Origin of the sequence: Bradyrhizobium sp. SZCCHNS1050, from assembly GCF_032484785.1 — a bacterium.
Lineage (GTDB): Bacteria > Pseudomonadota > Alphaproteobacteria > Rhizobiales > Xanthobacteraceae > Bradyrhizobium.
The window spans coordinates 2,682,590-2,694,747 of record NZ_JAUETR010000001.1; the positions used below are offsets into that span (position 1 = coordinate 2,682,590).

12 protein-coding genes are annotated in these 12,158 nt (G+C 63.9%); 5 read left to right on the plus strand and 7 right to left on the minus strand.

Features of this window, described 5'->3' with window-relative positions; genetic code table 11:
- Positions 1 to 177 precede the first annotated feature (177 nt).
- Entirely contained in the window at positions 178 to 1,299 is a 1,122-nt protein-coding gene (locus QX094_RS12190; protein ID WP_316173462.1) for a hypothetical protein, read from the plus strand.
- Positions 1,300 to 1,302: 3 nt separating this feature from the next.
- On the opposite strand, the gene QX094_RS12195 is transcribed toward QX094_RS12190, so the two are convergent.
- The 3 genes from QX094_RS12195 to QX094_RS12205 all read right to left on the minus strand — a co-directional run bounded on the left by QX094_RS12195 (position 1,303) and on the right by QX094_RS12205 (position 4,342).
- The gene (locus QX094_RS12195) at positions 1,303 to 1,878 is read right to left on the minus strand and encodes a Smr/MutS family protein (RefSeq protein WP_315716794.1); all 576 of its coding nucleotides are present in this window, start codon (positions 1,876 to 1,878) and stop codon (positions 1,303 to 1,305) included.
- 12 nt (positions 1,879 to 1,890) lie between these two features.
- The gene (locus QX094_RS12200) at positions 1,891 to 3,471 is read right to left on the minus strand and encodes a murein transglycosylase A (protein WP_315825693.1); all 1,581 of its coding nucleotides are present in this window, start codon (positions 3,469 to 3,471) and stop codon (positions 1,891 to 1,893) included.
- Positions 3,472 to 3,640: 169 nt separating this feature from the next.
- Entirely contained in the window at positions 3,641 to 4,342 is a 702-nt protein-coding gene (locus QX094_RS12205) for a Tim44/TimA family putative adaptor protein (protein WP_315716796.1), read from the minus strand.
- Between the two features lie 384 nt (positions 4,343 to 4,726).
- On the opposite strand from QX094_RS12205, the gene secB reads away from it, so the two are divergent.
- Positions 4,727 to 5,215: a protein-export chaperone SecB gene (secB, locus tag QX094_RS12210; protein WP_316173464.1), complete on the plus strand. Its 489-nt coding sequence runs from the start codon at positions 4,727 to 4,729 to the stop codon at positions 5,213 to 5,215.
- Positions 5,216 to 5,272: 57 nt separating this feature from the next.
- Here secB and dnaQ read toward each other — a convergent pair whose 3' ends face one another.
- From dnaQ to QX094_RS12230, 4 genes are read right to left on the minus strand one after another with little or no spacing between them, the layout of a single operon-like run.
- Positions 5,273 to 5,971, minus strand: coding sequence for a DNA polymerase III subunit epsilon (gene dnaQ / locus QX094_RS12215; protein WP_315716798.1), 699 nt, complete (start codon positions 5,969 to 5,971; stop codon positions 5,273 to 5,275).
- Positions 5,972 to 6,013: 42 nt separating this feature from the next.
- Entirely contained in the window at positions 6,014 to 6,613 is a 600-nt protein-coding gene (gene coaE, locus QX094_RS12220; RefSeq protein WP_316173465.1) for a dephospho-CoA kinase, read from the minus strand.
- 38 nt (positions 6,614 to 6,651) lie between these two features.
- A complete protein-coding gene (locus QX094_RS12225; RefSeq protein WP_316173467.1) occupies positions 6,652 to 7,260 on the minus strand; it encodes a Maf family protein in 609 nt (202 codons plus the stop codon).
- A gap of 11 nt (positions 7,261 to 7,271) precedes the next feature.
- Positions 7,272 to 8,111, minus strand: a complete 840-nt coding sequence (locus QX094_RS12230) for a pyruvate, water dikinase regulatory protein (RefSeq protein WP_316166406.1) — start codon at positions 8,109 to 8,111, stop codon at positions 7,272 to 7,274.
- Positions 8,112 to 8,525: 414 nt separating this feature from the next.
- Here QX094_RS12230 and hemJ point away from each other — a divergent pair, with 414 nt between their 5' ends.
- The 3 genes from hemJ to mnmE all read left to right on the plus strand — a co-directional run bounded on the left by hemJ (position 8,526) and on the right by mnmE (position 11,970).
- On the plus strand, positions 8,526 to 8,948 hold the full coding sequence (gene hemJ, locus QX094_RS12235; protein WP_316166404.1) for a protoporphyrinogen oxidase HemJ: 423 nt from the start codon (positions 8,526 to 8,528) through the stop codon (positions 8,946 to 8,948).
- 239 nt (positions 8,949 to 9,187) lie between these two features.
- Positions 9,188 to 10,453, plus strand: a complete 1,266-nt coding sequence (gene rho / locus QX094_RS12240) for a transcription termination factor Rho (RefSeq protein ID WP_008965552.1) — start codon at positions 9,188 to 9,190, stop codon at positions 10,451 to 10,453.
- Between the two features lie 179 nt (positions 10,454 to 10,632).
- The gene (gene mnmE, locus QX094_RS12245; RefSeq protein ID WP_316173469.1) at positions 10,633 to 11,970 is read left to right on the plus strand and encodes a tRNA uridine-5-carboxymethylaminomethyl(34) synthesis GTPase MnmE; all 1,338 of its coding nucleotides are present in this window, start codon (positions 10,633 to 10,635) and stop codon (positions 11,968 to 11,970) included.
- Positions 11,971 to 12,158 lie beyond the last annotated feature (188 nt).

The window sequence follows — 12,158 nt, forward strand, 5'->3', positions numbered from 1 at the left end:
TGCCGTCCCCGCGAACGCGGGGACCCATAACCACCAAAGCTGATTGTGACTCACGATGGCGGCTCCAGCCTTGCCTCACCACGAACGGCGGCGGCTATGGGTCCCGGCTCAAGGCCGGGACGACAGTGGTGGACGGGGCGACGACCTCGTCGCCATCTATCACCGCTCGGACGCCGCATGACCGCCGCCTCCAGCAAACACTGGCGCCTGATGCTCGCCGTCAACGCCGCCGTGATGCTCGGCGTCTTCCTGCACAAGCTCACGCTGCCGCCCTACATTCCGTACATCCATCTGCTGGTCGACTATCACTTCGGCTTCATCAAGCGCGCGCTGATCGGTGCCATGGTCGGCCTGTTCGCCGCGAAGGTGCCGGTCTGGCTGGTGTTCGCGCTGGCCGGTTGCGTCTGGCTCATCACCTTCGCACTGTTCGCGCAGCTCTTCCGCCGCACGTTCGGCTTCGATCGCGCACGGCTGCCGTTGTTCATCTTCACCGCCTGCTCGCCGTTCGTGTTCAAGAACTTCCTGTTCACGCTCGGCCATTTCGACATCTATGGCTGTCTCGGCGCGATCGTCCTGCTGCTGGTGCCGGCGCGCACGCTGGCCTACGTGCTGCTTGCGGCATTGATCTCGGCCCTGCTCGTGCTGATTCATCACATCCATCTGCTGATGTACGTGCCGACCATCACCGCGATCGTCGTGCTGCGCTACTACCTGACACGTCCCCTCACTCGCCTGGATATTGCAGTCGGCGCCAGCGCGCTGCTCGGCCTCGGCGCGCTGTTCCTCGCGGCGCAATTCCTCGGCACCATGCCGCTGCCCGAGGCCGACTTCGTGTCCTACTTGCGCTCGCGCATGGTCGATCCGTCGCGCACCGAGCTCTTGCAGTTCGCCTATGTCTGGTATCAGCCGCTCGCCAAGGAGGTGCAGGACACCTGGGCGCGGCTGCCGTCGAACCTGCTGGGCCTGCCCATCTATGCGCTGCTGCTGTGGCTGCACGCGCCGCTGTGGCGGAATCTCAAGGATCTCATCGGCGCCTTGGCTGACAAGCGCCATCGCCAGATCGTCATCGCCGCGCTGATCGTCATCAGCTCCGCTTACCTCGTCATGTTCGCCATGGTGTTCGACTATTCGCGCTGGATCTCGAGCTGGGTGGTCTGCATGGTACTGATGCTGCACGCGCTGAAGACGCTTCCTGCGACCAAGCCGATCACTCCGATCGACGCCGACGACCGCATGACGACGATCCTGGGCTGGATCGTCACCGCCGTACCGCGGATCGGGATCATCCGCCCGTTCTGACGCTCAGCCGCGGGCGCGCCTGATCCGGACATAGAGCGCGCCGGCGCCGCCATGGCCGACATGAGCCTCCTCGAAGCCGACGATGAGCGAGCGGAATTCCGGCAGGCTAAGCCAATGCGGCACCTGCCGCCGGAGCACGCCGCGTTCGGGATCCGCCCCGATGGTGCCCTTGCCGGTGATGACCAGCACGAAGGTGAGACCGTCATGCTGGGCGCGATGCAGGAAATGATGCAGCGCCTGATGCGCCCGACTCTGGGTCATGCCGTGCAGATCGAGCCGCGCATCGATCTCGCTGCGGCCGCGCGACAGCTTCGACCGCTCCTTGCGGCCGAGCGAGACCAGCGGCGGGATCGCCGGCCGGGCCGGCTTGGGCACGACCACCGGCGCGACCGGCCGCGGTGTCATCATCGGCTTGTCCGGCTGCGGCTCGGCCGTCACCATCGGCGGATGCGGCCGCACCGGACGGTGCGTCTTGCGCAGCGGCTTGACCTGGCGCGCCACCGTCTCCCACAGGGTGCGCTCGTCCTCGGAGAGGCCACGCTTGCGACGGCCGCGCGGCGGCTCGGGATCTTCAGACATGGAGACGGCTTGTCATCGGCGGTTGCGATGGCGCCTGCCATAACGCAATCGGCGGATATTGCGATCACTTTCGATACGGGGGCGGGCCTCGGGCAGGGGCACGGGCTGCGGCGCCACAACGTTCTGCGCCACCGTGGTCGCCGGGATTGCGCTCGCGGCGGAAGCAGGGGCCTTCGCATCGTTGACCGGGGAGGCGGCGGCTTTGGCGGCCTCCTTCGGCAGCACCTGCGGAAACAGTTTTGCGATCTTCTCCGACGGGCGTGCATCCGGCAGCGGCATCTTGCGGCCACGCGCGACCGGATCGAGGCTCTTCGGCACCAGCATCACGAACTGGATGCTGTGCTTGAGACGGCCGGAGACCTTGCCGGCGTCCTGGCCGGCGCCGAAATAGAGATCGGCGCGCGCAGGTCCGACGATCGCCGAGCCTGTATCCTGCGCAATCATCAGCCGGTGGAACGCGGTCTTCGACTTCTCGGATTCGATCGGCAGCTCGCCGGTGATGAAGAACGGCGTGCCATAGACGTGCAGCGACTTGTCGACCGCGATCGAACGGCCGGGCGTCAGCGGGATGCCCTGCGCGCCGACCGCCTCGTCCTTCTCCGACAGCTGCACCTCGCGGAAGAAGATGTAGGAGCGGTTCATCCGCCGCAGCTCGTTGGCACCTTCCGGATTCTGCTCCATCCAGTCGCGGATACGCTGCATCGACATCTGCTCGCGCGGAATGATGCCGCGTTCGATCAGGATGCGGCCGACCGGTGTGTAGGGAAGGCCATTATAGGCATCGTAGTTGATGCGGATGGTCGAGCCGTCGTCGAGACTGATGCGCGCCGATCCCTGGATCTGGGCAAACAGCAGGTCAGTCTGGTTCCTGAGCCACGCGATCTCCAGGCCGCGGCCCTCGATGGCGCCGTCCTCGATCTCCGCGCGGTCGTAATAGGGGACCAGCTTGCGCCGTCCGATCTTCCGATAGACGGGACCCTTGTTGGGCAGACTCGTCGCGTCCTGCTTGAAGCCACGGACGAACAGATTGGAGGGGCGACGATAGACCGGAACGTTGTAGACCTCGTTCTGGGTCCGCGAGCCCTCGATGACGGGTTCGTAGTAGCCGGTGACGAAGCCATCGACATCGCCGAGCTTGGAGATCTTCAGCGGCTCGAAGTGCCGTTCGAAGAAAGCCCTTGCCGCAGCATTGTCGGCGAGATCGGTGGCCCGAGCGTCGCGACAGGGGTCGCGCAGGGAATCACCCAGCGGCTTGCCATCCGCCTTGGCATCCGGCGCTGCATCCGTCTTTGCGGCGATCGGCTTGCAGCTGGCGCGGAACGTCCGATAGGCCGCAAGCTGGTCGTCGTCGTTCCAGCCGGGCACGTCGTTCCAGGCCAATGGCAGGTACTGGCTGTTGCTGATCTCGAGCGGCCAGTCGAGTTGCGGGTAGGGCAGGTGGCGCACCGGGGGCGTCGCCGCCCGGTGGCGCGAGCGCACCGCCTCGGCCGCATAAGGGGCGAGCGCCACGGCGGCGACGCTCAGGGCGAGCGCCGGCGTCCAGTATTTCAGGCGATGAGCGGTGAAACCCCGCTTCCAAATTTCGCGAACCATGCTTGCACCATCAAAGTACCACTCAACGCGAAATTCAGAGAAAACGGGATGCTGAAAAGATCCGGGTCAAAAAGCCGAGGATGGACCTCGTCGTCCTCCTTGCAGAACTGGGTCGACATCGAGAGCGGGCGATCTCCCGATGTAACGCCGGCGGCGGCAACCTATTCCATCAATGGCTGCCGGTGCCGACCAGCTTCCAATTGGGATCGCGCGAGCCGGTATCGCGGGCGAAAGTCCAGATGTCGGTGATGTCGGCCACCTTGTCCGGATTGCCGTCGACGATGTTGCCCCCCTTGTCGCGTGTCACCGAGATCATTTGCGAGACGAAGCGCACCGTCACCTGCGCGGTGCGGTCGCGCAGCTCGGCACCGACCAGTTCGGCGGTATCGATGGAGACGAAGCGGGTTTCGGTCTTCTGCTCCTGCTTCTCACGCTCCTTGATGACGGCGTCGAAACTCTCATAGACCTCGGACGACAACAGGTCGCGCAATGCGCGGCGATCGCCATTGGCGAACGCCAGCACGATCATCTCGTAGGCACTGCGCGCGCCGGTCAGGAAATGGCGCGGATCGAACGACGAGTCGTCGGCGACGATCGCGTCGAGGCCACGGGCGAGCGGTGTGCCCGGCTCGGCCAGGCCACGCCAGCGATCGCCCGGCGCCGGCATCTCGCCGCCGGGGACCGCAGCCGAGGGATCGATAGGCTTGTTGGGAACCGGCATGACGTGGTTGTCCGGCGCGCCCTGGACCGCGTTTCGGGCGGCGTGATCGAACGGCGTCCGCTCGCTCCCGGTGCGCTGCCCGAGCACGGCGCGCAGGCGGATGAAGATGAAGACCGCCAGCGCCAGGAAGATGATGGTATAAATGTCCACTTCGTGTTCGCTTTCTGACTTGTCGAGCCGAACGCGGAGCCCGGCCACCGGGCACCCGTTCTACAGGATCCGGGTAAAGACCCGTGAATCCCTCGGTCGACCCGGATGTAGTCATCGAATTGGGCCCGGCCAATGGCACATTGTGGCCCGGTGATCCTAACCCTTTTCCCTCTCAAGGGGAAATCCGATCGACCTTGGATTGGAACAGAGTAGACGGTCGCTGGTTCCGCCCCCGGGCCGATGCGACAAATAGAGGCATGCCGGCCGGATCAACCCTCTGCCTCGGCCTTTTGCGGCGTCCGTGCCTCGTCCTTGTGGAACAAGCCGGCCCTATGGTAGCCACGCGCCGCAACGACCCGCCCTTTTTGCCTGGAGAACACTGCGATGACCAACGGTAACGGCGCCACTCCCGAGGCGGCTCCTCCTCCTCAACTGAACGTGCTGGCGCAATACATCAAGGATCTCTCGTTCGAGAATCCGAACGCTCCGCAGTCCCTGGCGCCGCAGGGCCAGCCGCCGCAGATCAACATCCAGATCAATGTCGGCGCCAATGCTCTGAATGACACCGAATACGAGGTGATGCTGACGATCGAGGGCAAGGCCGAGAGCGGCAGCCAAGTGATGTTCAGCTTCGAGCTGGTCTATGGCGGCGTGTTCCGGCTGGTCAACATTCCGCGCGAGAACCTGTCGCCGATGCTGCTGATCGAATGCCCGCGCCTGCTGTTCCCGTTCGCCCGCGAGATCGTCGCCAATTCGGTGCGTGACGGCGGTTTCCCGCCGCTGATGCTGGACCCGGTCGATTTCGTCGGCCTGTACCGCCAGAACATGGAGCGCCAGGCGGCGGCCCAGGGCGGCCAGGTGCTGTCGAGCTGATCCGGTTCTGCTTACGATTGATGTTTGCCGGGCGTGATCCGCTGCCGATCAGGCGGATCACGTGCCGGCGAGAAACTCCGTCCAGATCGGCTTGTCGCCGAGCGTGGCGATGAAGGCGCGATGCGCCTCTCGCTCCGCATCCGTGACCCGCGGCAACAGCGGCTGCTCGCGCTGACGGCGCGGCGTCTCGCCGGCAGATCCGATGCGGATCTCCTGGCTGTCCTGGGTCAGGATCAGCTGCGACTGCCGCGCCCCGACCAGATCGACATAGACCTCCGCCAGCAGCTCGGCGTCGAGCAACGCGCCGTGCTTGGTGCGGCGTGAGTTGTCGATCGCATAGCGTGAGCACAGGTCGTCGAGGCGGTTCGACACGCCGGGATGCTTGCGACGTGCCAGCAGCAGCGTGTCGACCAGACGGTCCCTCGGAATGGCCGCGCGCTTGACCCGGTCGAGCTCGGCATTGATGAAGCCGATGTCGAACGAGGCGTTGTGGATCACCAGCGGGGCATCGCCGATGAATTCCAGGAACTCCTCCACGATCTCGTGAAACAGCGGCTTGTCCGCGAGGAACTCGCTCGACAGTCCGTGAACCGCGAACGCTTCCGCCGGCATGTCACGTTCGGGATTGATGTAGCGGTGGTAGACTTGGCCGGTGGGCATGCGGTTGATGATCTCGACGCAGCCGATCTCGACCAGGCGGTCGCCGCGCAAGGCGTCGAGGCCGGTGGTTTCGGTGTCGAGAACGATCTCACGCATCTGATTTGATCCGTCGAATTCCGCGCGGCCGGCGTTCGCGAATCAGCGTCGGCGCTGTGGCATTCTAACGACCTCCGCCAGGATGTCGCGGATGCGTGCCCGCACCGGATCGAGCCCGTGCGAGGTATCCACGACGAAATCGGCGCGCTTGCGCTTCTCGGCATCCGGCATCTGCCGTGCGAGCAGCGCATCGAGCGCTTCTTCCGTCATCGTGCCGCGCGCCAGAATGCGCTGACGCTGGATCTCGGGCGCGGTCGACACCACCACCACGGCATCGACGCGCTTGTCGCCGCCGGTCTCGAACAGCAAGGGGACATCGACGACGGCAACGGGCACGCCGGACTGCTCGGCGTCGTCGAGAAACTTCTGATGATAGGAGCGCAGCATCGGGTGCACGATCGCTTCGAGCCTGCGGATCGCGTCGGCATCGCCGACGACCTTGGCGGAGAGCCTGGCCCGATCCACCTTGCCGTCCACCGTGGTCCCAGGAAATTCGGCTTCGATCGCCGGCACGGCTTCGCCCTCATAGACCTTATGAACGGTCGCGTCGGCGTCATAGACCGGGACGCCGGCTTCGGCGAACAGCTTTGCGGTCGTCGACTTGCCCATGCCCATCGAGCCGGTCAGACCCAGCACTCTCATCCGCGGTCACTCCCCCTTGCGCGTGGCTGCGGTCGGCCTCAGATCCTGAGCAGCTTCGCTTCGCGAAAATAGGCGAGCAGCGGCAGCAGCGGCAGGCCGAGGATGGTGAAGTGATCGCCGTCGATGCGGTCGAACAGGTGCACGCCGAGCCCTTCCAGCTGGTAGGCGCCGACGCTGGATGTGACGGTTTCGCCTACGGCATCGAGATAGGCTGCGATCTCGGTTTCGGTGAGGGCCCGCATCGTCATCCAGGCGACGGCGACGTGCGAGAACAGCACCTCGCCATTGCGGACCACGGCGATGGCCGAGTGCAGCGCATGGGTGCGTCCGCCCAGCGCCAACAGTTGCTGCATGGCATGCTGGCGGCCGGCCGGCTTGTTGAACATGCGCTCACCCAATGCCAGCGTCTGATCCGCGCCCACCACATATGAATTGGGCCTGTTTGCCGAGACCGCTGCGGCCTTCGCGTTGGCAAGGTGCAACGCAATCTCGTAGGGCGCGACCAGGCCGGCTTCGGCCTGCACCGCGCGTTCGTCGATATCGGCGGGAAGCGCCTCGCAGGCGAGGCCTGCGTTCTCGAGCAGCATCCGCCGCGCGCGGCTCTGCGATGCCAGAATCAGAGGCTCGTCACTGCACCAGATGGACATTGATCCGCTCACTAGTCCGGAAGCCGCTGCCGCTGCCGGTCGGTATAGAGTTTCAGGATCGCGGCGGCCGTCTCCTCGATCGAGCGCCGCGTCACGTCGAGCATGACCCAGTTGAACTTCGCACTCAGCTTGCGTGCATAGGCGACCTCGTCCGTCACCGACTGCTTGTCGACATAGTTCTCATTGCCGGATTCCGCACCCATGCTGAGCAGGCGATTCTGCCGCACCTGGATCAGCCGCTCCGGGGTCGCATGCAGGCTGACCACCAGCGGCTTCTTCAATATCTCGAGCTGATGCGGGATCGGAATGCCCGGGACCAGCGGCACGTTGGCGGTGCGCACGCCGCGGTTGGCGAGATAGATCGAGGTCGGAGTCTTCGACGTCCGGCTGACGCCGACCAGCACCACTTCGGCGTCTTCGAGACCGTCGACCATCTGCCCGTCATCGTGGAGCATCGTGTAGTTCAGCGCATCGATGCGGGCGAAATATTCGGCATTGAGCACGTGCTGCGCACCGACGCGGCCGGCGGTCGATGCGCCGAGATAGGCCTCGAACAGCTGCATCACCGGACCGATGATCGACAGGCTCGGGATGTTGATCTGCTGGCACTTGGCTTCGAGCCGGCTGACCAGATCCTTCTCGAGTAGGGTGAACAGCACGATGCCCGGCGCTTCCTCGATCTCGTCGAGCACGCGGTCGAGCTGCTTCTGGCTCCGCACCAGCGGGTACACGTGCTCGACCGGGGTCACGTTGGTGTATTGCGCGGCGACCGCACGCGCGACCGTGATCAGGGTTTCGCCCGTCGAATCGGAAACCAGATGGAGGTGAAAGTAGTTGCCGGTGGTGGGCATCAAATCCTTAACGATCTGTGAATCCCTGTGAAGGATGGGGCCAAAAAGCCGCCTCGGACCGCTCCCTTTGTATAACCCCGATTGTTCTGCACATGGTCGCCGTCCGGGACAACGTCAGGCAGCAGCGCGATGATATCGGGACGAGGCCCATTTGTCTCTGGATAAGCTGTCGAAGGATTTCGACAAGCGTCTGAATCACATCAGACTCTGGGGCGAACCGGCGTGCGCAGCTCGCATGTTGAGGGATGTGAACAAGCTGCGGGCAGACTGCGGATGACATTGCATGAGTCCAATCCACCGCTACCTAGACTCAAACCTTAAGATTCTAAAATTATTTGGTTTGGAGGGGACTGAGCGAGCGGATATGTCTCGACACGCAAGCTGATCGCCAGCCGAGAGGACCACGCGTTTCCGATGTATGAGTGGATCAAGGCCCTTCACGTCATCGCTGTCATCGCGTGGATGGCCGGCATGCTGTATCTGCCACGGCTGTTCGTCTATCATTGCGACGCCGAGATCGGCTCGAAGCAGTCCGAGACGTTCAAGATCATGGAACGGCGCCTGCTCAAGGCGATCATCAATCCGGCGATCACCGTGACGTGGCTTGCCGGACTCTATCTGGCCTGGTCCGGCCACTGGTATACCAGCGGTTGGTTTCATGCGAAATTTCTGCTGGTGCTGATCATGTCCGGGGTCCATGGACTGTTCACCCGCTGGGTCAGAGAATTCGGCGCCGACAAGAACACCCGAAGCCAGAAATTCTACCGGTATATCAATGAGGTACCAACGGTGCTGATGATCGGCATCGTGATTCTCGTCATCGTCAAGCCGTTCTGACCGCTTCCCAGGGAATACCGCTCCGCTGCAGATGCCTTGCAGACGACGGCGCGATTTTCTATATTATGGATATCCCACCCCACGCAGGCGGATGTGGTTGCGTTCCGGCTTGACCGGCCGCCGCATCAGGTCTGGTGCCTCATCGGCGCCAACCTTGCTCAGACCTGCGGACCTCATTTCGTCCGCCTTCCCACAGCCACCTCGCATCCCTCCCAAGTCGCTTCCACAGGACCACCCCAATGCGGGAAATCAAACTACAGGACCTCAAGTCAAAGACGCCGGCCGAGCTCGTCTCCTTCGCGGAGGAAAACGGGGTCGAGAACGCCAGCACGATGCGCAAGCAGGAGCTGATGTTCGCCATCCTCAAGCAGCTCGCGATCCAGGAAACCGACATCATCGGTGAGGGCGTCGTCGAGGTGCTCTCCGACGGCTTCGGCTTCCTGCGCTCGCCGGATGCGAACTACCTGCCCGGTCCCGACGACATCTATGTCTCGCCGTCGCAGATCCGACGCTTCGGCCTGCGCACCGGTGACACGATCGAAGGGCATATCCGCAGCCCGAAAGAAGGCGAACGCTATTTCGCGCTGCTCAAGGTCAACACGCTGAACTTCGAGGATCCCGAGAAGTCCAAGCACAAGGTCAATTTCGACAATCTCACGCCGCTGTTTCCGGACGAGCGCTTCCGGCTCGAGCTGGAGGATCCGACCCGCAAGGATCTGTCGCCACGCGTCATCGATATCGTCGCGCCGATCGGCAAGGGCCAGCGTGCGCTGATCGTCGCGCCGCCGCGCACCGGCAAGACGGTGCTGATGCAAAACATCGCGCACTCGATCACGGCCAATCATCCGGAGTGCTACCTGATCGTGCTGCTGATCGACGAGCGTCCGGAAGAAGTCACGGACATGCAGCGCTCGGTCAAGGGCGAGGTCGTGTCATCCACCTTCGACGAGCCGGCCGCCCGTCACGTCCAGGTCGCGGAGATGGTGATCGAGAAGGCCAAGCGCCTGGTCGAGCACGGCCGCGACGTCGTCATCCTGCTCGACTCGATCACCCGTCTCGGCCGCGCCTACAACACCGTCGTGCCATCCTCCGGCAAGGTGCTGACCGGCGGCGTCGACGCCAACGCGCTGCAGCGTCCCAAGCGCTTCTTCGGCGCTGCCCGCAACATTGAGGAAGGCGGCTCGCTCACGATCATCGCGACCGCGCTGGTCGACACCGGCAGCCGCATGGACGAGGTCATCTTCGAGGAGTTCAAGGGCACCGGCAACTCTGAGCTCATCCTCGACCGCAAGGTCGCGGACAAGCGGACCTTCCCGGCGATCGACATCGCCCGCTCCGGCACCCGCAAGGAAGAGCTCATCACCGAGCCGCAGAACCTCAAGAAGATGTACGTGCTCCGCCGCATCCTCAATCCGATGGGCACCATGGACGCGATCGACTTCCTGCTCGACAAGCTCCGCAGCACCAAGAGCAATGCCGAGTTCTTCGAGTCGATGAACACCTGATCGAGGCACTGCTTCAATCTGCAAAGGGCGCTCTCCGGAGCGCCCTTTTTGTTTGACGTGTTTGTCGCTGCGCCCCGCGTGAAGACCTCGATGCTTATCCGCCCGCCATGGTTTGCCGGCGTAAAGCATGCCGCTGCAAACCGATTGTCTTTCGCTGCCGGTGAGCCCAACTGAGGATCATGCATCCTCACGACCAGACCATCTTCGCGCTGTCCTCCGGACGCCTGCCGAGTGCGATTGCGATCGTCAGACTCTCCGGGCCTCACGCCGGCATCGCCCTTCAGATGCTTGCGGGGAAACTGCCGCTGCCGAGGATGGCGACGCGCGCCTTGCTGCGGGATGGTAATGGCGAGCCGATCGACGATGCCGTCGTGCTGTGGTTTCCCGGACCCGCAAGCGCCACCGGCGAAGATGTTGCCGAGCTGCATGTGCACGGCAGTCGAGCCGTCCTGGCGACAATGTTCTCGGTGCTGTCGACGATGCCGCAGATGCGCCCTGCTGAGCCGGGCGAGTTTACGCGGCGCGCGTTCGAGAATGGCAAGATCGATCTGACCGAGGCCGAAGGTCTCGACGACCTCATCCACGCCGACACGGACCGCCAGCGGCGCCAGGCGTTGCGGCAGCTGAAGGGCCTGTTGGGCGACAAGGCGCGGAGCTGGCGTGAGCAGATCATCGAGGCGGCGGCGCTGATCGAGGCCGGGATCGACTTTGCCGATGAAGGCGACGTGCCAACCGAGCTGATGGCGCCGGCGCTCGCCCGGATCGGCCAGCTGTTGACCGAGATCGAGTCGGTGCTGTCGGCCGAGGGCCGGGCCGAACGTCTGCGCGACGGCCTGACGGTCGTCATTGCCGGACCGCCGAACGCGGGCAAGTCGACCTTGATGAACCAGCTTGCGCGTCGCGAGGTCGCGATCGTCTCTCCGCAGGCCGGCACCACGCGCGATCTCATCGAGGTTCAGCTCGATCTCGACGGCTATCCAGTGACGGTGATCGACACCGCGGGCATTCGCGAGACGGACGATCCGGTCGAGCAGGAGGGTGTTCGGCGCGCGCGAGACCGAGCGGCGCAGGCGGATCTGGTGCTGTGGCTGTCGGAGGATGAGCAGGCCGAGGTTGAGCGCCAAAGCGAGGCTCCCGTCTGGCTCGTTCGTAACAAGATCGATCTGAGCAGAGGTCGGGAGGGGGGTCGTCCATCGTCCAGCGGAGATAACCCGGTCTTTCAAATCTCCGCGCGAAGCGGGGCAGGGCTGGTCGAGCTGCTGGATGCGCTGGTTGGCTTTGCCCGGGACTATTTTGGATCAACTGAGAGCGGCCTGATCACACGGCAGCGGCAGCGGACTCTGCTCGCCGACACCGCCGCTGCGCTTCAGCGTAGCATCTCGGCGATCGACCTGGGCGAGGAGCTTGCTGCGGAGGAGCTGCGGATCGCCGCGCTTGCGCTCGGGCGTCTTTTGGGACGAGTGGATGTCGAAGACCTGCTCGACGTGATCTTTCGCGAGTTCTGCATCGGTAAGTAGCCGCGGCCCCACGAACCGGGTCGAATATACTTAATGAAGCGTTGCTTGGTTAATCGATCGTCAATTGTTTCACGTGAAACAGGATGTGCGGACGCCGTCAGGATGTTTCACGTGAAACACGATGGGACCGCTGGTCGTGTTTCACGTGAAACAACGAGGATTCGACGTCGGCGAATGTTTCACGTGAA

Coding starts and splice junctions, on each gene's coding strand:
- QX094_RS12190 (WP_316173462.1), top strand. CDS start 178: ATGACCGCCGCCTCCAGCAAACACTGGCGCCTGATGCTCGCCGTCAAC.
- QX094_RS12195 (WP_315716794.1), bottom strand. CDS start 1,878: ATGTCTGAAGATCCCGAGCCGCCGCGCGGCCGTCGCAAGCGTGGCCTC.
- QX094_RS12200 (WP_315825693.1), bottom strand. CDS start 3,471: ATGGTTCGCGAAATTTGGAAGCGGGGTTTCACCGCTCATCGCCTGAAA.
- secB (WP_316173464.1), top strand. CDS start 4,727: ATGACCAACGGTAACGGCGCCACTCCCGAGGCGGCTCCTCCTCCTCAA.
- dnaQ (WP_315716798.1), bottom strand. CDS start 5,971: ATGCGTGAGATCGTTCTCGACACCGAAACCACCGGCCTCGACGCCTTG.
- coaE (WP_316173465.1), bottom strand. CDS start 6,613: ATGAGAGTGCTGGGTCTGACCGGCTCGATGGGCATGGGCAAGTCGACG.
- QX094_RS12225 (WP_316173467.1), bottom strand. CDS start 7,260: ATGTCCATCTGGTGCAGTGACGAGCCTCTGATTCTGGCATCGCAGAGC.
- QX094_RS12230 (WP_316166406.1), bottom strand. CDS start 8,111: ATGCCCACCACCGGCAACTACTTTCACCTCCATCTGGTTTCCGATTCG.
- hemJ (WP_316166404.1), top strand. CDS start 8,526: ATGTATGAGTGGATCAAGGCCCTTCACGTCATCGCTGTCATCGCGTGG.
- rho (WP_008965552.1), top strand. CDS start 9,188: ATGCGGGAAATCAAACTACAGGACCTCAAGTCAAAGACGCCGGCCGAG.
- mnmE (WP_316173469.1), top strand. CDS start 10,633: ATGCATCCTCACGACCAGACCATCTTCGCGCTGTCCTCCGGACGCCTG.